General features: G+C 65.3%; 21 protein-coding genes. 14 read left to right on the top strand and 7 right to left on the bottom strand.

Annotation, left to right across the window (positions count from 1 at the left end):
* Positions 1-50: 50 nt before the first annotated feature.
* Entirely contained in the window at positions 51-1712 is a 1662-nt protein-coding gene (gene recN / locus ACUTAG_RS21065; protein WP_006389039.1) for a DNA repair protein RecN, read from the bottom strand.
* A 13-nt stretch (positions 1713-1725) separates the two neighbouring features.
* Positions 1726-2625, bottom strand: a complete 900-nt coding sequence (locus ACUTAG_RS21070; protein WP_020924910.1) for an NAD kinase — start codon at positions 2623-2625, stop codon at positions 1726-1728.
* 129 nt (positions 2626-2754) lie between these two features.
* Here ACUTAG_RS21070 and hrcA point away from each other — a divergent pair, with 129 nt between their 5' ends.
* The 7 genes from hrcA to dnaJ all read left to right on the top strand — a co-directional run bounded on the left by hrcA (position 2755) and on the right by dnaJ (position 9573).
* On the top strand, positions 2755-3759 hold the full coding sequence (gene hrcA / locus ACUTAG_RS21075) for a heat-inducible transcriptional repressor HrcA (protein ID WP_006389041.1): 1005 nt from the start codon (positions 2755-2757) through the stop codon (positions 3757-3759).
* A gap of 45 nt (positions 3760-3804) precedes the next feature.
* Complete coding sequence (gene hemH, locus ACUTAG_RS21080; RefSeq protein ID WP_006389042.1) at positions 3805-4896, top strand: ferrochelatase; 1092 nt, start codon at positions 3805-3807, stop codon at positions 4894-4896.
* Positions 4897-4908: 12 nt separating this feature from the next.
* Positions 4909-5142 (top strand): hypothetical protein, encoded by a 234-nt coding sequence (locus ACUTAG_RS21085; RefSeq protein ID WP_006389043.1) that lies wholly within the window; start codon positions 4909-4911, stop codon positions 5140-5142.
* Between the two features lie 207 nt (positions 5143-5349).
* Entirely contained in the window at positions 5350-5907 is a 558-nt protein-coding gene (grpE, locus tag ACUTAG_RS21090) for a nucleotide exchange factor GrpE (protein WP_006389044.1), read from the top strand.
* 14 nt (positions 5908-5921) lie between these two features.
* Positions 5922-6326 (top strand): thioredoxin family protein, encoded by a 405-nt coding sequence (locus tag ACUTAG_RS21095; RefSeq protein WP_006389045.1) that lies wholly within the window; start codon positions 5922-5924, stop codon positions 6324-6326.
* An 81-nt stretch (positions 6327-6407) separates the two neighbouring features.
* Positions 6408-8333, top strand: coding sequence for a molecular chaperone DnaK (gene dnaK / locus ACUTAG_RS21100; RefSeq protein ID WP_020924906.1), 1926 nt, complete (start codon positions 6408-6410; stop codon positions 8331-8333).
* Between the two features lie 109 nt (positions 8334-8442).
* Complete coding sequence (dnaJ, locus tag ACUTAG_RS21105) at positions 8443-9573, top strand: molecular chaperone DnaJ (RefSeq protein ID WP_006389047.1); 1131 nt, start codon at positions 8443-8445, stop codon at positions 9571-9573.
* Positions 9574-9932: 359 nt separating this feature from the next.
* Here dnaJ and ACUTAG_RS21110 read toward each other — a convergent pair whose 3' ends face one another.
* Together ACUTAG_RS21110 and ACUTAG_RS21115 are read right to left on the bottom strand one after the other, a co-directional pair.
* A complete protein-coding gene (locus ACUTAG_RS21110; RefSeq protein WP_006389048.1) occupies positions 9933-10322 on the bottom strand; it encodes a DUF4148 domain-containing protein in 390 nt (129 codons plus the stop codon).
* A 285-nt stretch (positions 10323-10607) separates the two neighbouring features.
* Complete coding sequence (locus ACUTAG_RS21115; protein ID WP_446650312.1) at positions 10608-13361, bottom strand: M16 family metallopeptidase; 2754 nt, start codon at positions 13359-13361, stop codon at positions 10608-10610.
* A 111-nt stretch (positions 13362-13472) separates the two neighbouring features.
* On the opposite strand from ACUTAG_RS21115, the gene ACUTAG_RS21120 reads away from it, so the two are divergent.
* From ACUTAG_RS21120 to ACUTAG_RS21130, 3 genes are all read left to right on the top strand, one after another.
* Positions 13473-14072, top strand: coding sequence for a GNAT family N-acetyltransferase (locus tag ACUTAG_RS21120; protein ID WP_006389050.1), 600 nt, complete (start codon positions 13473-13475; stop codon positions 14070-14072).
* A gap of 315 nt (positions 14073-14387) precedes the next feature.
* Positions 14388-14768 (top strand): hypothetical protein, encoded by a 381-nt coding sequence (locus ACUTAG_RS21125; protein WP_006389051.1) that lies wholly within the window; start codon positions 14388-14390, stop codon positions 14766-14768.
* Between the two features lie 92 nt (positions 14769-14860).
* Positions 14861-15418, top strand: a complete 558-nt coding sequence (locus ACUTAG_RS21130) for a GNAT family N-acetyltransferase (protein ID WP_053497028.1) — start codon at positions 14861-14863, stop codon at positions 15416-15418.
* Between the two features lie 40 nt (positions 15419-15458).
* Here the strand turns inward: ACUTAG_RS21130 and ACUTAG_RS21135 are convergent, their stop codons facing one another.
* Positions 15459-16631, bottom strand: a complete 1173-nt coding sequence (locus tag ACUTAG_RS21135) for a vWA domain-containing protein (RefSeq protein WP_020924903.1) — start codon at positions 16629-16631, stop codon at positions 15459-15461.
* Positions 16632-16653: 22 nt separating this feature from the next.
* Positions 16654-17535: an AAA family ATPase gene (locus ACUTAG_RS21140; RefSeq protein WP_006389054.1), complete on the bottom strand. Its 882-nt coding sequence runs from the start codon at positions 17533-17535 to the stop codon at positions 16654-16656.
* A 178-nt stretch (positions 17536-17713) separates the two neighbouring features.
* Here ACUTAG_RS21140 and ACUTAG_RS21145 point away from each other — a divergent pair, with 178 nt between their 5' ends.
* Both ACUTAG_RS21145 and ACUTAG_RS21150 read left to right on the top strand, forming a co-directional pair.
* Positions 17714-18067: a c-type cytochrome gene (locus tag ACUTAG_RS21145; RefSeq protein ID WP_006389055.1), complete on the top strand. Its 354-nt coding sequence runs from the start codon at positions 17714-17716 to the stop codon at positions 18065-18067.
* A gap of 14 nt (positions 18068-18081) precedes the next feature.
* Entirely contained in the window at positions 18082-18444 is a 363-nt protein-coding gene (locus tag ACUTAG_RS21150; RefSeq protein ID WP_026382324.1) for a c-type cytochrome, read from the top strand.
* A gap of 69 nt (positions 18445-18513) precedes the next feature.
* Here the strand turns inward: ACUTAG_RS21150 and ACUTAG_RS21155 are convergent, their stop codons facing one another.
* Positions 18514-18939, bottom strand: coding sequence for a DUF1841 family protein (locus ACUTAG_RS21155; RefSeq protein WP_148316325.1), 426 nt, complete (start codon positions 18937-18939; stop codon positions 18514-18516).
* A gap of 205 nt (positions 18940-19144) precedes the next feature.
* Here ACUTAG_RS21155 and icd point away from each other — a divergent pair, with 205 nt between their 5' ends.
* The gene (icd, locus tag ACUTAG_RS21160; RefSeq protein ID WP_006389058.1) at positions 19145-20401 is read left to right on the top strand and encodes an NADP-dependent isocitrate dehydrogenase; all 1257 of its coding nucleotides are present in this window, start codon (positions 19145-19147) and stop codon (positions 20399-20401) included.
* Between the two features lie 229 nt (positions 20402-20630).
* A complete protein-coding gene (locus ACUTAG_RS21165; RefSeq protein WP_058665137.1) occupies positions 20631-21608 on the top strand; it encodes a glycosyltransferase family 9 protein in 978 nt (325 codons plus the stop codon).
* Position 21609: the final 1 nt, after the last annotated feature.

The following is a 21609-nucleotide window of genomic DNA, read 5'->3' on the forward strand; positions in this document are numbered from 1 at the left end:
CCCGGACCGAGTCCGCTTTGGGGAATGGGGATCGCTGGGCCTGAACAGTCTCAGGCCGGCGCGCGGCCGAAGCCTGCGAGCATTTCGCGGGCGTGCTCGCGGGTGGTGGCGGTGAGCTTGATGCCGCCCAGCATGCGGGCGATTTCCTCGACCCGGGCGCCGTCGTCCAGCTCCTCGATGCGCGAGCGGGTGGTGCCGCGCGATTCGGTCTTGCTGACCAGGAACTGGTTGTTGCCGCAGGCCGCGACTTGCGGCAGGTGGGTGACGCACAGCACTTGGTGGCGCTCGCCCAGTTCGCGCAGCAGCTTGCCGACGGCTTCCGCCACGGCGCCGCCGACGCCGCTGTCGACTTCGTCGAAGATCAGCGTGGGCACGCGCGCGGCGCGGCTGGCGATGACCGACAGCGCCAGCGAGATGCGCGATAGTTCTCCGCCGGACGCGACCTTGGCCAGCGGCCGCGGCGTGGTGCCGGCGTGGCCGGCCACCAGGAATTCGACGTGTTCATTGCCATGGGCCGACGGCGCGGCCGCGGCCAGCGTGGGTTCGAACTTGCCGCCCTGCATGGCCAGGGTCTGCATCGCCTGGGTGACCTGCTTGCCGAGATCCTTGGCGACCTTGCGGCGCGCCGTGGTGAGCTTGGCGGCGGCGGCGTCGTACTGCGCCTGCGCCGCCTGCGCCTGGGCGCGCAGCGCGTCGATGTCGGCGGCGGCCTGCAGGGCCGAGAGCTCGGCGTGCAGGCTGTCGCGCAAGGCGCATAGCGCCTCGGGTTCGGTGCGGAACTTGCGCGCCGTCTCGAACACCGCGCTCAGGCGCGCCTCGACGTCGGCCAGCCGGCGCGGATCGAGATCGACGCGGCTGACATAGTTGTTCAGGTCGGACACGGCTTCGCTTATGGCGATGCGGGCCGATTCGAGTTCGTCGTAGATGCCCTGCAGGCCGGTGTCGTGGCGTAGCATCTGCTGGATGCGCTGGTTGGCCGCGGTCAGCCGGTGGTGGGCGGAGTCGCCTTCGCCATCGAGCGCGTCCAGGATCTGCGTGGCGCCGTCCAGCAGCGACTGCGAGTGCGACAGGCGGGTGTGCTCGGATTGCAGGGCGTCCCATTCGTCCGGCGCGAGGCCGAGACGGTCGAGCTCATCTACCTGCCACTGCAAGCGCTCGCGTTCGGCCGCCAGGCCTGCGGCGTCTTTTTCGGCCAGCTCCAGCTGCCGCGCCAGCGCGCGCCATTGCTTCCAGGCCTGGGCTACCCCCTGGCGCAGCTCGCCGTGGCCGCCGTGCGCGTCCAGCAGGTCGCGCTGGGCTTCCGGGCGCATCAGGCTCTGGTGCGCATGCTGGCCGTGGATATCGACCAGGCTGTCGCCCAGTTCGCGCAATTGCGCCACCGTGGCGGGCGTGCCGTTGATGTAGGCGCGGCTGCGGCCCTGCGCGTCGATCACGCGGCGCAGCGCCAGTTCGTCGTCGGCGTCGATCTCGCGTTCGGCCAGCCAGGCGCGCAGCGCCGGCGGCGTGTCGAAGACGGCGGTGATGTCGGCGCGGGCGGCGCCTTCGCGCAGCACGCTGACGTCGCCGCGCTCGCCCAGCGCCAGCGCCAGCGCGTCGATGAGGATGGATTTGCCCGCGCCGGTCTCGCCGGAGAAGACGGTGAAGCCGGGACCGAAATGGATCTCGGTCTGCTCGACGATGACGAAGTCGCGGATGTGCAGGGTGCGCAGCATGTCGGGGCGCTTACTACTCTACGTTGTCGGTGGCCTGCGGCATCAGGTTCCAGTGCAGCTTGCGGCGCAGGGTGGAAAAGAAGCTGTAGCCTTCCGGATGCACGAAGCGGATGGTGTAGGGCGCGCGCTGCACCACGATGCGGTCGCCGGGCTGCAGGTCGGACCAGGTCTGCATGTCGAAATGCACGCTGGCGCCGACCTCGACGCGGCCCATGGCGGTGAGCGTCATGTTCAGCACGCCGCTGTCGGGAATGACGATGGGGCGGTTGGACAGGGTCTGCGGCGCCACCGGCACCAGCACCATGGCGTTCATGCCGGGGTGCAGGATCGGGCCGTTGGCCGACAGTGCATAGGCGGTCGAGCCGGTCGGCGTGGCGATGATCAGGCCGTCGGCGCGTTGCGTGTACATGAAGGCGCCGTCGAGTTCGACGCGCACCTCGATCATGCCGCCGCGCCCGGCGCGGTTCAGCACCACGTCGTTCAGGGCCGAGGCCGCGTACATCTGCTGGTCGCCGCGCCAGGCGCTGCCTTCGAGCAGCATGCGCTCTTCGATCTGGAAGTTGCCCTCCAGCACGCGCGTCAGCGCGCCGTGCGCGTCCTGCACGGGAATGTCGGTGATGAAACCCAGGTGGCCGTGGTTGATGCCGACCACCGGCACGCCGTAGGGCGCGAGGTGGCGCGCGGCGCCCAGCACCGTGCCGTCGCCGCCCATGACCACCGCCAGCGACGCATCCTTGCCGATCTCTTCGTAAGTGGCGACCGGGTATTCCGTGAGGCCGGTGTTGCGGGCCGTGTCGGCATCGACGAGCACCTGCCGCCCGGCCTGCGTGAGCGCGTGCGCGAGCGCCCTTAGCGGAGTGGCCAGGCCGGTGTCCTGGTATCTGCCGATCAGCGCGACGGTAGGAAAGTGCATGGTGGCAAGGCGAATCAGAAAAACGAAATCGGTCCGGAATCGGGCCTGTTAGCCGATTATATGGGGCCGCATATCGGCTTGCGGGACAAAAATCGCCTTAATTGGAAAAGATTCCCTAAAATACCCGCTATGGATGACCGCGCACGCGCATTACTGAAAGCGTTGATCGAACGCTACATCGCCGATGGGCAACCAGTCGGCTCGCGGACGCTATCGAAGGTTTTCGATCTGTCGCCCGCCACCATCCGCAACGTCATGGCGGACCTGGAAGAACTGGGCCTGATCCACAGTCCGCACACCTCCGCGGGGCGCATTCCCACGCCCCGTGGCTACCGCATGTTCGTCGATTCGCTGCTGGCGGTGCAGTCCTACCAGCTCGAACCCCACAACATGGGCGACATGCTGGCGGCGGCCGAACCCACCCGCGCGGTCAACGCCGCCGCGGCGCTGCTGTCGAACCTGACCCAGTTCGCCGGCGTGGTGCTGACTCCCAAGCGGGCCCAGGTCTTTCGCCAGATCGAATTCATCCGCCTGTCCGACAAGCGCGTGCTGCTGATCATCGTCACGCCCGACGGCGACGTGCAGAACCGCATCCTGTTCGTGCAGCGCGACTACGCCGAGGCCGAACTGCTGGAGGCGGGCAATTTCTTCAACGTCCATTTCGCCGGCAAGTCCTTCGACGCGGTGCGGCGCACCCTCTCGACCGAACTGGCGCAGTTGCGCGAGGACATCTCCCGGCTGATGCAGGCGGCGGTCGAGGCCAGCGCCGAAGCGGCCGAGGATGGCGACGCCGTGGTCATCTCGGGCGAGCGCAAGCTGCTCGACGTCACTGACATCGCGTCCGACATGGACCGCCTGCGCAAGATGTTCTCGCTGTTCGAGAAAAAGACCGACCTGCTGCAGCTGCTCGACGTGTCGAGCCGGGCGCAGGGGGTGCAGATCTACATCGGCGGCGATTCCCAGCTGGTGCCGATGGAAGAGGTCTCGGTCATCACCGCGCCCTACGGCGTGGACGGCAAGGTGGTCGGCACGCTCGGCGTGATCGGCCCAACCCGCATGGCCTACGAGCGTGTCATCCCGATCGTGGACATTACGGCCCGCCTGCTGTCCAACGCCCTCAGCCACAACCAGTAGTCCCACCCGAACCGACATCCTCCTGGCGGAGGAAGGGGAGTTTTTGTGTTTCTTCGCCTGTTCAAGTATCTCTGGCCTGAACGCTACCTGCCCGAAGCCGAGCAGGAAGACCCCTTCAACGAAGATCCGCCGCCGCGGGTCGAAGGCAAGGTCGGCGTGCTGCTGGTGAACCTTGGCACGCCGGACACCCCTGGCAAGAAGGACATCCGCAAGTACCTGGGCGAATTCCTGTCGGATCCCCGCGTGATCGAGATCCCGCGCTATCTCTGGAAGCCGATCCTGCACGGCCTGGTGCTGACGCTGCGTCCCAAGAAACTGGAGCCGCGCTATGCCGGCGTCTGGCTCAAGGACGGCTCGCCGCTGATGGTCTACAGCCGCCGCCAGGCCGAAGGCGTGCAGGCGGCCTTGAGCGCCGCCGGCGTCGAGGCGGTGGTCGAGCTGGGCATGCGCTACGGCAATCCCTCGATCCCCGACGCCATCTCGCGCTTGCGGGCGCAAGGATGCGAACGCATCCTGACCGTGCCGCTGTACCCGCAGTATGCCGCCAGCACCACCGCCACCGTGGTCGATGCCGTCACGCGCCATGCGGCCCGGCTGCGCGACCAGCCGGAAATGCGCTTCATCAAGCGCTTCCACCAGGAACCCCTCTACCTGGATCCGCTGGCCGCCAGCATCGAGGCGCATTGGCGCGAGCACGGCAAGCCGCAGAAACTGGTCATGAGTTTCCACGGATTGCCGCGTTATTCCATCGAGCTGGGCGATCCGTATTACCGCGACTGCATGGAAACCGCGCGGCTGCTGTCGCAGCGTCTCTCGCTGCCGCGCGAGCAGATCGAAGTGACCTTCCAGAGCCGCTTCGGCACCGCCCGCTGGCTCGAACCCTATACTGAACCGACCCTGAAGGCGCTGGCCGCCTCGGGCGTGACCGAGGTGGATGTGGTGTGTCCGGGATTTGTGGCAGACTGTCTGGAAACCCTGGAAGAGATCAGCCTGGAGTGCCGCGACGCCTTTCTTGGCGCGGGCGGCAGGCAATTCCGTTACATTCCGGCGCTGAACGACGATCCGGCCTGGATCGCAGGGTTGGCCACTCTGGTGGAACGGCACTTGCAGGGGTGGCCCACGCATTCACGGACTTGAAGGAGAGGGCGCATGCACCATGATCCCAAGACGGGCAAGATTGTGAAAAAGGGGAACGTCAGCACCCCGGTGGACGAGGATCAGGTCGAACACGAGCTGGACGAGGCGCTGGCCGAGACCTTCCCCGCAAGCGACCCGATCGCCATCAACCCGGAACCCGACGACGACCCTGCCGTCGACCGGGCCCTGAAAGACACCTTTCCCGCCAGCGACGCGCCGGCCCCGGCCCAGCCGGGCAAGAAATGACCTGTCGTTGACCGGGCCGGACGGGCATTTTGCCCCCTGATCCTGGGCGTCTGAAGGGGCTCCAGGAGAACGGCGGGCTTCTTGCCGTGGATTCCGCCCCGTCCCAAGGGTGGTCCGCGACGGGGAATATTTGCTTTCCCGGGCTTGAAATAGGGGTATTGGCCCCCATTCATGTCTGCGAAAGCCATTCTTTTTGGAGGATTCCCCATGACGGCACCCAACGAGCCTGTAGATCAGACGCCCGGATTCGGCGATGACGCCGATGCGGCCCCCGCCGCCCAGGACGCCGCGCAGGCCGAGCTGAACGAGTTGCGCGCCCAGCTGGACGCGGCCCAGGCTACCGTCAATGAGCAGCAGGACCAGCTTCTGCGCGTGCGCGCCGAAGCCGAGAACGTGCGCCGCCGCGCCCAGGAAGAAGTGTCCAAGGCGCGCAAGTTCGGCATCGAGTCGTTCGCGGAAAGCCTGGTGCCGGTCAAGGACAGCCTGGAGGCCGCGCTGGCCCAGGCCGACCAGACCGTGGACACGCTGCGCGAAGGCGTCGAAGTGACGCTCAAGCAGCTGGCCGCCGCCTTCGAGCGCAACCTGCTCAAGGAAATCGCGCCGGTCCAGGGCGACAAGTTCGATCCGCACCTGCACCAGGCTATTTCGTCGATTCCCGCCGAGCAGCCCGCCAACACGGTGGTGCAACTGCTGCAGAAAGGCTACGTCATCGCCGATCGCACGCTGCGCCCGGCGCTGGTAGTGGTGTCCGCCGGCCAAGGCTGAGCGGGCGGCGCGCCATGACCGATCCCCGTTTCGACCCGGCGCAGGTCTTCGCGGTCTTCGACATGCGGCATGTCGACTCCGCGGGATTCGACGCGGCCGTGGTCCAGGCGCCGGGATCGGACCTGCGCTGCGTGTTCCTGTGGGGCCAGGATTGCTATAACTGCAATCTCTTCAAGCAGGCGGCATTGCTGCACCAGGAAACCCTGCTGGGCCTGGGCCTGACCTGGTTCGAGGCTGACGTCTACGCCGACGAACCCCTGGGCCGTCGCTTCTCCCTGCATGGCGTCCCCACTTTTGTGCTTTACCGGGCCGGAAAGCGGCTCGGCCGCATTACCGGTTGGCCCGGATTGCCCCAGTTCACGGCGGCGATCCGGCGCCTGCAGGAGACCCCGGCGGAAAATTCCAGCCAGGCGTCTTGAAAAACCCTGCGGGCAGCCCCAGTTATGTGGGGACAGGAAATTTCTCTCCAATTTCACAGATTTATCCAAGGTAACCCGACCATGAGCAAAATTATTGGCATCGACCTGGGCACGACCAACAGCTGCGTGGCTGTCATGGACGGCGGTCAGGTCAAGATCATCGAAAACGCCGAAGGCGCCCGCACCACCCCCTCGATCGTCGCTTACATGGACGACGGCGAAACCCTGGTGGGCGCGCCCGCCAAGCGCCAGGCAGTGACCAACCCCAAGAACACCCTGTACGCGGTGAAGCGCCTGATCGGCCGCAAGTTCGAGGAAAAGGCGGTGCAGAAGGACATCAACCTGATGCCCTATGCCATCGTCAAGGCCGACAACGGCGACGCCTGGGTGGAAGTGCGCGGCAAGAAGATGGCGCCTCCCCAAGTGTCGGCCGACGTGCTGCGCAAGATGAAGAAGACCGCCGAGGACTACCTGGGCGAGGAAGTGACCGAGGCCGTCATCACGGTGCCGGCCTACTTCAACGACAGCCAGCGCCAGGCCACCAAGGACGCCGGCCGCATCGCCGGCCTGGAAGTCAAGCGCATCATCAACGAGCCGACCGCGGCCGCGCTGGCCTTCGGCCTGGACAAGACCGAAAAGGGCGACCGCAAGATCGCCGTGTATGACCTGGGCGGCGGCACGTTCGACGTGTCCATCATCGAAATCGCCGACGTCGATGGCGAAAAGCAGTTCGAAGTGCTGTCGACCAACGGCGACACCTTCCTGGGCGGCGAAGACTTCGACCAGCGCATCATCGACTACATCATCGGCGAGTTCAAGAAGGAACAAGGCGTCGATCTGTCCAAGGACGTGCTGGCCCTGCAGCGCCTGAAGGAAGCCGCCGAAAAGGCCAAGATCGAGCTGTCCTCCAGCCAGCAGACCGAGATCAACCTGCCGTACATCACGGCCGACGCCTCCGGTCCGAAGCACCTGAACCTGAAGATCACGCGCGCCAAGCTGGAAGCGCTGGTCGAGGAACTGATCGAACGCACCATCGAGCCCTGCCGCGTGGCCATCAAGGACGCCGGCGTGAAGGTTTCCGACATCGACGACGTGATCCTGGTCGGCGGCATGACCCGCATGCCCAAGGTCCAGGAAAAGGTGAAGGAATTCTTCGGCAAGGATCCGCGCAAGGACGTGAACCCCGACGAAGCCGTCGCCGCCGGCGCCGCCATCCAGGGTTCCGTGCTGTCGGGCGACCGCAAGGACGTGCTGCTGCTGGACGTCACCCCCCTGTCCCTGGGTATTGAAACCCTGGGCGGCGTGATGACCAAGATGATCCAGAAGAACACGACCATCCCGACCCGGTTCTCGCAGACGTTCTCGACCGCCGACGACAACCAGCCGGCCGTGACGATCAAGGTGTTCCAGGGCGAGCGCGAAATCGCCGCGGGTAACAAGGCCCTGGGCGAGTTCAACCTCGAAGGGATCCCGCCGTCGCCGCGCGGCATGCCGCAGATCGAAGTCACGTTCGACATCGACGCCAACGGCATCCTGCACGTGTCGGCCAAGGACAAGGGCACCGGCAAGGAAAACAAGATCACCATCAAGGCCAACTCGGGTCTGTCGGAAGACGAGATCCAGCGCATGGTCAAGGATGCCGAGGCCAATGCCGAGGAAGATCACCGCGTCGCCGAACTGGCCCAGGCCCGCAACCAGGCCGATGCGCTGGTGCACGCCACCCGCAAGTCGCTGACCGAATACGGCGACAAGCTCGAGGCGTCCGAGAAGGAAAGCATCGAAGCGGCCATCAAGGCGCTGGAAGACACGCTGAAGGATGGCGACAAGGCCGCCATCGACGCCAAGGTCGAAGCCCTGTCGACCGCCTCGCAGAAGCTCGGCGAAAAGATGTACGCCGACATGCAGGCGCAGCAAGCGGCCGGCCAGCAGCAGGCCGCCGACAACGCGAAGCCGGTGGACGACAACGTCGTCGACGCCGACTTCAAGGAAGTCAAGCGCGACCAATAATGGCCGGGCGCTGACCTGCCTCTGCCGCCCGGTAGCCGGAGAAATCCGCCTACCGGGCGAACTCATTCTGTAGCACTGAAAAGAAGGCTCTCCCCCGAGCCCACCGATCATGGCAAAACGCGACTATTACGACGTCCTGGGCGTGGCAAAAAATGCCTCGGACGACGAACTCAAGAAGGCCTATCGAAAGCTGGCCATGAAATACCATCCGGACCGCAATCCGGACAGCAAGGAAGCCGAAGAGAAGTTCAAGGAAGCCAAGGAAGCCTACGAGGTCCTGGGCGATGAACAGAAGCGCGCCGCGTACGACCGCTACGGCCACGCGGGCGTCGACCCCAACGCCGCGGGCATGGGCGGCGGCGGCATGGGCGGTGGCTTCGCCGACGCCTTTGGCGACATCTTCGGCGAGATCTTCGGCGGTGGCGGCGGTGGCCGCCGCGGCGGCGGTCCCCAGGTGTATCGTGGCGCCGACTTGAAGTACGCGCTGGAAATCACGCTGGAGCAGGCCGCGGCCGGCTTCGACACCGAGATCCGCGTGCCCAGCTGGGAAAACTGCGACACCTGCCACGGTTCCGGCGCCAAGCCCGGCACCTCGCCCAAGACCTGCCGCACCTGCGGCGGCTCTGGCGCTGTCCGCATGCAGCAGGGCTTCTTCAGCGTGCAGCAGACCTGCCCGACCTGCCACGGCAACGGCAAGGAAATCACCGATCCGTGCGTGGCCTGCGATGGCGTCGGCCGCATCCGCCGCAACAAGACCTTGCAGGTCAAGATCCCGGCCGGTATCGACGACGGCATGCGCATCCGCTCCAGCGGCAATGGCGAGCCGGGCATCAATGGCGGCCCTCCGGGCGACCTGTATGTGGAAATCCACATCAAGCAGCACAAGATCTTTCAGCGCGATGGCGACGACCTGCACTGCGAACTGACCATCCCGTTCACCACGGCGGCGCTGGGCGGCGAACTGCAGGTGCCGACGCTGGGCGGCAAGGCCGAGATCTCGATCCCCGAAGGCACGCAATCCGGCAAGACCTTCCGCCTGCGCGGCAAGGGCATCCGCGGCGTGCGCGGCAGCTATCCGGGCGACTTGTACTGCCACGTGGTGGTCGAGACGCCGGTGCGCCTGAGCGATGACCAGAAGAACATCCTGCGCCAATTCGAGGCCTCGCTGAACGACGGCGGCGACCGCCACTCGCCGCAAAGCAAGTCCTGGACCGATCGCGTCAAGGAATTTTTCAGCTGAATCGCCTGACCTGACTCCCGCCATTGCGGCGGACCGCGGCCCAGGGTCTGGAGGTATCCGGACCCTGGGCCGCTTTCATTGTGGCAGGCGGCACGACGTCGGGGCGAAAAAAAACCGCGGCTTGCGCCGCGGTTTCACTACGGGTACTGCTACTTCTTGCTTCAGACTTCGTACTGCTGACTACGGGTGCTGCTAACTACGGGTCTTGCTAACTACAGTTGCTGCCTCTTCCAAAACAGACTTCGTACTGCTACTACAGGTCCTGCTACTTCCACTGCTACAGTTCTGCCGCCGTTGCCGGAAAATACCGACCCCGAACCATGATGCCGTCCGAGGCCGGTCGGGCTACAGCAAGCAGCTCACCGGGTGATCGGCGGGTATTCGAGCTCGCCGAACGTGTATTGGCCGCTGGCCTTGGCCTGGGCGAGTTCCTGCTGGACTTCGGCACGGCTCTTGCCGGCGGCGGGCGCTGCCACGACCGGCGGGTATTGCAGTTCGCCGAAGGTGTATTCGCCGCTGGTCTTGGCTTGTTGCAGCTGGGCCTGCACTTCCTGCGAGCTCAGGCTGGTGGCCTGGGGCAGGGCGGGCGGGTAGTCCAGCTCGCCGAAGGTGTATTGGCCGCTGACCTTGGCTTGTTGCAGTTCGGTCGCGACCTGGGCGCTCGACTTGGCTTGCTCGACACCGGCGGCTTGCGCGCCGGCGCCGGCCAAGGCTAGGGAAATCAGAAGGGTAGTCGTCAGGGTTTTCATAATGACCTCCAATGTTGTAGACGGGGCCGAATCCGGCGGCCCTCCGTCGTGGTTCGTTGTTTGTTCCCGATGACTGAATTGTGCGCGTCATCCCACTTGGGATAAACCCGTATATCTTGAAAACATCTTTCCAAATGGATGGGTAATAAACATTTGGATAAGAAATTTCCCCGTTTATGGCATGGTCATGCGCCCAGCCCGTCCCTCATGAGGGGAGCGGGGTGGCGGATAGGCAAAAAAAAGCCCCTGCCGGAGCAGGGGCGTGGGATGACGGAAGGCGTGGCGTCAGGGCGCCTTTTTCTTGAAGTCGCCGGCGACGGCGGTGCTGAAGCCGTCCGGGCGCAGGTACTTGCGCAACGCCGCGTTGACCACGTCAGGGGTGAGGGCGGTGATCTTCCTGTCCATTTCGGCCGACCATTCGAAGGTGCGGCCGCGTTGCAGGTAGTCGAGCCAGGTGCCGGCCAGCACATCGTCCTGGGCGCGGGCCAGGTTGCGGTAGTTCAGCAGGGCGGTGATGCCTTCGGAGATTTCCTTGTCGGTGAAGCCGTCCTTGAGCACACGGGCCAGTTCCTCGCCGATGGCTTTTTCCAGGCGCTCGCGGTTCTGCGGCGCGTAGATGGCGTACATGGTCCAGCTGGCGCTGGGTTCGAACGAGGACACCGACAGCGAGCTGCGCACGTTGTAGGACAGGCCTTCGGTCTCGCGCACACGGTTCCACAGGCGCGAGGTCTCCGAAGCGCCGAACAGGTAGTTGGCCAGGTACAGCGCCGGGTAGTCGGCGTCGCTGTCCTGCAGCTTCAGGGGCATGCGCGAGATATAGAACGCATTGGCCTTGTCCGGAGTCTCGATGTCGAACTGCTTGGCCGGGATGTCGCGGTACGGATTGCCGACACGGGTGTAGGCGGGGGCGCGTTTCCAGCCCGCCAGGCCATCCTTGACGGCCTTCTCGACGGCTTCGGGCTCGAAGTCGCCGACGGCCGAATATTCGATCTTGCCGGCGCCGTAGAACTTGGCGTGGAACTTGACCAGTGCGTCACGGTTCAGTGCGCGCACGCCGGCCAGGGATTCCTCGAACGTCGGCACGTAGCGCAGGTCGTTGGCGGGCCACGGATTGTCCTGGCGGGCCAGGGCACGTCCGGCCAGGGCCTGCGGCTCGGTCATGGCGTTCTGGATCGAGGTTTCGAGCTGGCGCTGGTATTCCTCGAGCTGTTCCTTGGGGAAGTTGGCGTTGCGCACGATGTCCAGGGCGAGGCGGGTCAGTTCGGGCAGGTTTTCACGCTTGGTCGACATGGCGATCCTGAGCGTGGTGCCGCCGCCGCTGAAGCCCAGCTCGGCCTGCAGTTTGTCGAGGCGGTCCTGGATGTCCTGGCGCGACAGCTTGGCCGTGCCGCGGGCCAGCAGGTCGGCCACGGCGCTGGAGTTCACGCGCTGGCCGAGCAGGTCTTTTTCGTTGCCGAACTGGATCAGCATCTGCGCCTGCACGCGGTTGCCGCGGGTAGCCTTGGGCAGCAACGCCAGCTGCACCGGACCGTTGGGCAGGTCCAGCGTCTTGCGCTGGGTCAGGCGGTCGATGTTTTGCGGAGTGGGATCGAACGCGGATGCCGCCTTGAAGTCGGGGTCGCCCTTGTAGTCCTTGAACACCGCGGTCAGGTCGACCCGTTGCGTCTGCGGCGCGCGCAGCGGCTTGTCGGTCGGGATGTAGCGGCCTTCGATGCGATTGCTTTGCACCAGGTAGGTGGTGGCCGCCTGCTGCACCTCGGCCAGCGTGGCCTTGCGGGCGCGGTCACGCTGCAGGAAGAACAGGCGCCAGTCGCCGGCGGCGATGGCTTCGGACAGCGCTACGCCGACTTGTTCGGGATCGCTGTAGGTCTGCTCCCACGAGGTCAGCCATTTGCTGCGCGCGCGGTCGAGTTCCTGTTGGGTGAAGGGTTTCTTGCCCAGCGTCTCGAGCGTGCTGGTGAGCGCCTTCATGGCCGCGTCCTGGCTCTTGCCCGGGGTCAGTTGAGCGGCGAACATTGCCAGGCCCGGATCCAGGTTTTCCATGGTGAAGCCGAACACGCCCGAAGCCAGCTTGGTCGGCACCAGCGCGTGGTAGAGGCGGCCGGACGGCGTATCGGCCAGGATGGTGGTGGCGAGGTCGAACGGCACGAAGTCGGCGCTGCCGGCGGCCGGGATGTGGTACATCGCCGCGACCAGCGGCGTGCCGCCGGTACGGCGCAGGGTGACGGCGCGCTCGCCATCCTGGGCCGGTTCGACGGTGTATTCAGGTGGCAGCTGGCGGTCCGGCTTGGGCAGCTTGCCCAGCGTGGATTCGATGTCGGCCAGCGTGGCCTGCGGATCGAACTTGCCGGCCACGATCAGCACCGCGTTGTCGGGCTGGTAGTACTGGTGATAGAAGGCGCGCAGCTGGCCGATGTCGACGTTCTCGACGTCGGAGCGGGCGCCGATGGTGTTCTTGCCGTAGCTGTGCCACTGGAAGGCGGCCGCCTGCATCTTCTGCATGAGGATGCGGAAAGGGCTGTTCTCGCCGCTTTCCATCTCGTTGCGCACCACGGTCATTTCGGAATCGAGGTCTTCCTTGGCGATCAGGGAATTGACCATGGCGTCGGCCTGCCAGCCGAGGTACCACTTGAGGGTGTCGGGGTTGGCGGCGAAGCTGGCGAAATAGTTGGTGCGGTCGCTGGAGGTCGAACCGTTGGCCTGCAGGCCGCGGCGCGAGAATTCGCCCATGGCGTTGCGGGTGGTGGACGTGCCCTTGAACAGCATGTGTTCGAGCAGGTGGGCCATGCCGGTCTGGCCGTAGTTCTCGTTGCGTGAGCCGACCAGGTAGGTCATGTTGACCGTGGTCGAGGGCTTGGATTCGTCGGGAACCAGCAGGACGCGCAGGCCGTTGCTGAGGCGGTACTCGGTGATGCCTTCAATCGAGGCGGTCTCCGTGACGCCGGCCGGCAGGCTGGCGGCTCCGGCCTGGAAGGCCAGGAAGGATGAAAACAGCAGCGCGCCCAGGGGGCGCGGCAGCTTCGATATGGACAGGCGCATGGCGGACTATTCCTTTGGCATGGCAGAATCCGTTGGAGTGTATACGGTGTGAATGGTTCAGGGCCTTGGGCCCTCGCACGCCGCTCCGTCATTCTGTCTGGAAAACCGCGCATGTCGCTATCCCTTGAAATCGAGACTCCCCGGCTGGTGCTCCGACAGTGGCTGGCTGCCGACCGCAAGCCGTTCGCCGCCATGAATACGGATGCGCGCGTGACCCGCTACCTTCTGCCGATGAGCGCGGCGCAAAGCGACGCGTTGGCCGATCGGTTGGCCGCGGGCATCGACGAATACGGTTGGGGATTCTGGGCCGTCGAAGCGCCGGGCGTCGCGCCGTTCATCGGATTCGTCGGGATCAAGGCGCTGGCGCCGACGCTGCCGTTCGCGCCTGGCGTGGAAATCGGCTGGCGCCTGGCCGCGCCCTATTGGGGCAGGGGCTATGCCAGCGAAGCCGCGCAGGCCGCGCTGCGGGTGGGATTCGAGCAGGTCGGTCTTTCCGAGATCGTGGCGTTCACGGTTCCGGAGAACGAGCCGTCACGCGCGGTGATGCGGCGCCTGGGCATGCGCGAGGAAGCAGCGCGCTTCGCGCATCCGGCGGTGCCGGACGGTCATCCCTTGAAGACGCATGTGTTGTATCGGCTGGCGCGCGAGGCCTGGCGGGCGCGGAAAAATGGTGACGCAGGAACAGGCGCGGAGCCGGTCGCGGCCGCATAAGGACTGATGGGGGGGGCGATAAGGGCCGGCAAGCCTTGGCAACCGGGGCTGGTGCAACGCAACACGCTGGCGTGGCCAGGCCGATTTGAGGTCGGGACGGGCGCGGGTGTAAGCTTTGCAGAACGTAGTTGCTGTTGTCGACGGGACGCGCGACAGCCGTCTACAGGTTTCCCGTCCAACGCCAGCCGCCGCCCCGCCGGGTCGCAGACCTGCCCCATGCCGGATCGCGCCCCCGCCTAGCGGGCGACGACGGTGCTTGCTGTTCGCGCCTTCGCCGCCGGCATCCTGCCGGCGCATCTTTCGGAGGAACGACCCATGCTGACCGAGATCGTCACGCGTGCCTTGTCCCAATTGACCGGCAGCCCCATGAGCGGCGACCGCATCAAAGGACAGTTTCAGTACGCTTATGCCAGTGATGACGGCCAATTCGTGGCCATACTGACCCATGACATGACCACCTATGTGGTGGACCTGCGCACGCAGCGCTATTTCGCCGAATGCGGAGGCTCGCCGCGAGGCTTTGCGGGGCATGTGCTCGAGATGGAGGGCGCCGAGGCGCGCCAGCATCCGTGGCCCGCGGCCAATGACCTGTTCGACCTGGATATGGACGCCGACGAGCTGTCCTGGCGCCAATGCCCCGGGATGCGCAGCATGGCCGAAGGCGCGCACCGATCTGTGGAGAGCCGCGCCGCCTGAGAGTGGCCAGAAGCGGCAGTACCGTCACTGAACCGGCGCCATCGCCGGTTTTTTTTGTCCCATCGGCAAGGCGGCTCGCTACAATCCGCGCCATGACTACGCACGCTGACAACGGCGCCCCGGGCGGCGCCATCCTGGTCGATTGCACGCACGAGCGCCATGCGGACCAGATCCTGGCCATCTTCAACGAAGCCATCGCCACTTCCACCGCGCTGTACGACTACAAGCCGCGGCCGCGCGAGGCGATGCTGGGCTGGTTCCAGGCCAAGGCCGCCGGCGGCTTCCCGGTGGTGGGATTCGAGAACGCGGCGGGCGAGCTGATGGCGTTCGCCAGCTACGGCACGTTCCGCGCCTGGCCGGCCTACAAGTACTCGGTCGAGCATTCCGTGTATGTCGACGGCCGCTTTCGCGGGCGGGGCTTGGGCGAGGCGCTGATGCGCGTGCTGATCGAACGCGCCCGCGCCAACCAGGTGCATCTGATGATCGGCGGCATCGACGCGGCCAACCAGGGCAGCATCAAGCTGCATGAGAAGCTGGGATTCGTGCATGCCGGCACCATCCGCGAGGCCGGCTTCAAGTTCGGTCGCTGGCTCGACCTGGCTTTCTACCAGTTGACCCTGGATACGCCGGTGCAGCCGGTGGACGGCTGAAGCGAGCCACGGGGACGGCGCCGCCAGGCGCGGCGGCGCGTCACTTCGACAGCACTCGCATCGCCTGTTCCAGGCCCGCGACCGTCACGGGGTACATGCGGTCCTGCATGATGTCGCGCATCAGCGCGATCGACTGGCGGTACTGCCACGACGCGGTGGGCTCGGGGTTGAGCCACACGGACTTGGGCCAGGCGTCCAGCAGCCGGCGCATCCACTGCGCGCCGGGTTCCTTGTTGTAGTGCTCGACCGAGCCGCCCGGCTGCAGGATCTCGTAGGGGCTCATGGTGGCGTCGCCGACGATGATCAGGCGCCAGTCGGGGTTGTACTTGCGCAGCACGTCCCAGGTGTCGAAGCGTTCGTTCTGGCGCCGGCGGTTGCTCTGCCACAGGCTCTCGTAGGGGCAGTTGTGGAAGTAGTAGACCTCGAGGTTGCGGAACTCGCTGCGGGCCGCGGAGAACAGTTCCTCGACGCGGCCGATGTGGTCGTCCATGCTGCCGCCGACGTCCAGCAGCATCAGCACCTTGACCGTGTTGTGGCGCTCCGGGACCATGCGCAGGTCCAGGTGGCCGGCATTGCGCGCGGTGCTGGCGATGGTGTCGTCAAGGTCCAGTTCGAGTTCGGCGCCTTCGCGCGCGAAGCGCCGCAGGCGGCGCAGCGCGACCTTGAAGTTGCGCGTGCCCAGCTCGACCTGGTCGTCGTAGTCCTTGAACTGGCGCATGTCCCAGACCTTGACCGCGCTGCGGTTGCCGGCCGACTGGCCGCCGACGCGGATGCCTTCGGGGTGGTAGCCGCCGTTGCCGAAGGGCGAGGTGCCGCCGGTGCCGATCCATTTGCTGCCGCCGGCGTGGCGTTCCTTTTGCTCTTCCATGCGTTCCTTGAAGAGCTCCATCAGCTTGTCCCAGCCGTGCTTCTCGATGGCGGCCTTCTCTTCCGGCGTCAGGCTCTTCTCGAACTGCTTGATGAGCCAGTCCAGCGGGATGTCCTTGCCCGCCGGCAGCGCGGCCTCGATGCCCTTGTAGTAGGCGCCGAAGGCCTTGTCGTAGCGGTCGTAGAGCGCTTCGTCCTTGACCAGCGCGGTGCGCGCCAGGAAGTAGAAGTCGTCCAGCGTGGGCGTCATCACGTCCTGGCGCAAGGCGTCCACCAGCGTCAGGTATTCCTGCACCGAGACCGGCAGCTTGTGGGCCCGCAGGTGGTAGAAGAAGTCGATCAGCATGGCGGCCGCCGTGATTGGAACGTCAGCGGCGCTGGGCGCCGCGGGTCATGGCGGCGAGCCGTTCCAGCAGGTGCACGTCCTGTTCGTTCTTGAGCAGGGCGCCAGCCATCAGCGGCACCGCGGTGGCGGTGTGCGCGTCGATCTGCGCCGCGCTGACGTCCTCGGCCAGCAGCAGGCGCAGCCAGTCCAGCAACTCGGAGGTCGACGGCTTCTTCTTCAGGCCCGGCGCGTCGCGCAGGCTGAAGAAGGTGTCGAGCGCCGCGCGCAGTACGTCCTGCTTGAGTTCGGGGAAGTGCACCGCGACGATGTCGCGCATGGTCTCGCGGTCGGGGAAGCGGATGTAGTGGAAGAAGCAGCGGCGCAGGAAGGCGTCGGGCAGGTCCTTCTCGTTGTTGGAGGTGATGATGACCAGCGGGCGGTGGCGCGCGGCGATGGTCTGGCGCGTTTCGTACACATGGAACTCCATGCGGTCCAGTTCGCGCAGCAGGTCGTTGGGGAATTCGATGTCGGCCTTGTCGATCTCGTCGATCAGCACCACCACCGGCTGCTCGGCCTCGAAGGCCTGCCACAGCGTGCCCTGCACGATGTAGTTGCGGATGTCGCGGACTTTTTCGTCGCCGAGCTGCGAGTCGCGCAGGCGCGACACTGCGTCGTATTCGTAAAGACCCTGATGCGCCTTGGTGGTGGACTTGATGTGCCACTGCAGCAAGGGGCGGTCCAGCGCGCGCGCCACTTCCTCGGCCAGCATGGTCTTGCCGGTGCCGGGTTCGCCCTTGATCAGCAGCGGGCGCTGCAGTGTCAGGGCGGCGTTTACGGCGAGCTTCAGGTCATCGGTGGCGACGTAGCGATCGGTGCCATCGAAGCGTGCTTGCGGTGCGGAAGGAGCGGTCTGGGCAGCGGACATGGATCAGCGGACTTCTCAGGGTTGATGGGGATCAAGGCCATTTTCAGGTATTAATCCTGAGCAATTATCGTACAATCAGGCGGTTTTGCAGTTGGGTTCGACCCGCAACGTGTTTGCCGGGGGCCTTTCCGTGTGAGCAGGCCCTAGTCCTCAAGCCATACCAAGAAGAGCCATCCCAATGAAGTTGCGATTCTCTCGGAAGTACTCGGTTTCCCTGCTGGCCGCGCTGGCATCCTGTGCGATCGCCGGCCAGGCAAGCGCCGCAGATGCAGCCCCGGTCGGCAATGTCCAGAACGCCCGCGACAAGGTGTCCATGTGCATCGGTTGTCACGGCATCGAAGGCTACAAGGCAACGTTTCCCGAGCTTTACCATGTGCCGATGATCGCTGGGCAGAACGCGAAATACATCGAAACCGCCCTCAATGAGTACAAGAAAGGCGCGCGCAGCCATCCCACGATGGACGCCATTGCCGGCAGCCTGTCCGACCAGGACATCGCCGATCTGGCCGCGTACTACTCGAATCTCAAATAACCGGGGGCAATCACATGAACCGTACCATGCTTGCCCTCGCGGGCGCGACGTTGGCCATTTCGGGCGCTGCCGCCCAGGCCCAGGACCTGGTGGCCGGCAAGGCCGTCTTCGAGAAATTCCAGTGTGCGTCGTGCCACGGCGCCGACGCCAAGACGGCGGTGGACCCGGCCTATCCGACGCTGGCCGGCCAGCATGCCGACTACCTGGTGCATGCGCTGAAGGCCTACCGGCGGGGCGCTTCGGGCAGCGCGGCCACGGCCAATGTGCGCAAGAACCCCATCATGGGCGCCTTCGCCACCCAGTTGTCGGACCAGGACATCAGCAACGTGGCCGCCTGGCTGTCGTCGTTGCCCAGCGACCTGGGCGTGCGCAAATAAGGCCGCGTTCGATCTGGCGCAAGTGAAAAAACCCTCGGCATGCCGAGGGTTTTTCGTTGGGCGGGCGGTTCAGCGTTCGGCGCGCTGGCGGATCAGGTCGATGTAGGTATCGCTGTCCAGCGGCGTGCCCAGGCGCTGCGCTTCCCAGACCACCCGGCCCAGGCATTCCATGATCTCGTGCGCGGCCTGGTGCGCGTCGGTGCGCGCCACCAGCCGCTGGTAGGCGCTGCGGATGCCGGAAGGATGGTCGATCGACAGCTGCTCGGCGATGGCAAGGTGCATCGACAGGTGCAGGAACGGATTGGTGCGGCCTTTTTCGACCGCGTACTCGGCGGTCATGGCGTCCGGGCTTTCGAGGTCGGGATGGTATTCCGGATGTTCGATGATCCAGTCCAGGGCCATGGCCTCCAGCGGGGTCAGGACCTGGTTGGCGCGGTGCTTGCGCCAGGTTTCGATGAAGAATTCGCGGACTTGGTCGCGGGAGGGGTTGAACATCGGTAGAAGGATGCCATGCGGGCTATAGATGGCTTTATTTTACCGCCCGCGGGTCCGCCGCCCGCCCGCCGGCCCCAATGCGATATAGAATTGGTTGCTATCCGCCATCCAGTGCGCGTTTCGCCGGGGCCGCGCGGCCCTGCGGACCACACGCCGGCCGATGGGCGCGCGTGCAGAAAAACCACTCGGAGCAAATGGAGCATTCATGTCCTACCAACATATCAAGGTGCCCGCTGGGGGCCAGAAGATCACGGTCAACGCTGATTTCTCGCTGAACGTGCCCGATCAGCCCATCGTGCCCTATATCGAGGGCGATGGCACGGGCGCGGACATCACCCCCGTGATGATCAAGGTCGTCGACGCCGCCGTGCAAAAGGCCTACGGCGGCAAGCGCAAGATCCACTGGATGGAGGTCTATGCCGGCGAGAAGGCCACCAAGGTCTACGGCCCGGACGTTTGGCTGCCCGACGAGACCCTGGAGGTCGTCAAGGACTACGTGGTGTCGATCAAGGGCCCGCTGACCACCCCGGTCGGCGGCGGCATCCGCTCGCTGAACGTGGCGCTGCGCCAACAGCTGGATTTGTACGTCTGCCTGCGTCCGGTGGCGTATTTCAAGGGTGTGCCGTCGCCGGTGCGTGAACCGGAAAAGACGAACATGGTGATCTTCCGTGAGAACTCGGAGGACATCTACGCCGGCATCGAATACATGGCCGAAAGCGAGCAGGCCAAGGAACTGATCCAGTTCCTGCAGACCAAGCTCGGCGTCAAGAAGATCCGCTTTCCCAACACCTCGTCCATCGGCATCAAGCCGGTGTCGCGCGAAGGCACCGAGCGCCTGGTGCGCAAGGCGGCGCAGTACGTCATCGACAATGACCGTACCTCGCTGACCCTGGTACACAAGGGCAACATCATGAAATTCACGGAAGGCGGGTTCCGTGACTGGGGCTACGCGCTGCTGCAGAAGGAATTCGGCGCGCAGTTGATCGACGGCGGCCCGTGGTGCAAGTTCAAGAATCCCAAGACCGGCCGCGAGATCATCGTCAAGGACGTCATCGCCGACGCGTTCCTGCAGCAGATCCTGCTGCGTCCGGCCGAATACGACGTGATCGCCACGCTGAACCTGAACGGCGACTACATCTCCGACGCGCTGGCCGCGCAGGTGGGCGGCATCGGCATCGCCCCGGGCGCCAACCTGTCGGATTCGGTCGCCATGTTCGAGGCCACGCACGGCACGGCGCCGAAGTACGCGGGCAAGGACTACGTCAACCCGGGTTCGGAGATCCTGTCGGCGGAAATGATGTTGCGCCACATGGGCTGGACCGAGGCGGCCGACCTGATCATCTCCAGCATGGAAAAATCGATCCTCTCAAAGAAGGTCACTTACGACTTCGCGCGCTTGCTCGAAGGCGCGACCCAGGTGTCCTGCTCGGGCTTCGGCCAGGTCATGATCGACAACATGTGATCGGGAGCGTCTCTGCGCTTCGCCCCAAAAACCCGCATGCCGCGAGGCCTGCGGGTTTTTTTGGGGCGCGATGCGCCGATTCCACGCCCGTTTCCATCGAGCAGCAAGAATTTGTGTGGATTTGTGCGTCGCACTGAGACAAAAAGCATCAAATTGTGATTATTACGCCGTTATAATTCCCGCGTTTCCAATACGGTAATCCTTTTCAGTCCGCGGATATTCCTTCGACATGGCACAACCAGCCCCCAATATGCCGCCCTATGACGCTTCGGCGAGTGTCCGAGGCCTGCGTGACGCCAAGCGGGTCGCGCTGCTGATGGCGCCCCGATTGGGCGACACGCTGCTCATGATGACCATGGCGCACAACCTGATCGCGCATGGGCGCGACGTGACCATTTTTGGCGATTACGCCTATGGCTTGCGCGATTGGTTTCCAGGGATGGACATCCGGCCTTCGCTGCCCGAGGAACAGGCCGCCGCCGTGCTGAAGGACTACGATTGCGCCGCGCAGATGCATGTCGGGTGGCCCTATGCCCTGCATGCTTTTGCTCCGTCCTATTTCTATTACGACGCCCATGTGGTGATTACCGGCAGGGGCTTCGTCAAGCTCAACCAAATCCGGGATTATTGCCGCGACCAGCTCGGGCTGGCGCTGGCGGACACCGACATCGGGCTGCGCCCGCCGGTGGCGGGACGCCACCGCATCTTCGAGAAGCGGGTGGCGGTGCATCCGTCGTCCACCGGCCCGGATCGTTGCTGGGCACCGCGGCATTTCGTCGAGCTGGGCCTGCGGTTGCAGCGCCAGGGCTATGAACCGGTGTTCATCCTGGCTCCCCACGAGCGTGCCGACTGGGCCTGCCTGACCGAGGCCGGCCTGGCCATCCAGCAGTCCCCCGCCCTGGTGGACGTGGCGGCATTCATCCACGAATGCGGCTGGTTCATCGGCAATGAATCCGGTGTCGGCCACCTGGCGTCCAGCGTGGGCGTGCCGACGCTGACCTTGACCGGGCGCCCAACGCGCACCAAGGCGTGGCGGCCGGGATGGTCGATGTCCCGCATCGCCTACCCTGCCTATATCCCTGGAGGCCGCTGGCGCGACCGCCTGTGGCGCGAGTGGTTGCGGCCGGGCAGCGTCATGGCGGCGTTCGAAGGCCTGACGCGAGACTACAAGAAATCCATCATGGCTTCGAAAGTCGCTCGACCGTAAA

Source organism: Achromobacter sp. CSND-B12 (assembly GCF_052906545.1).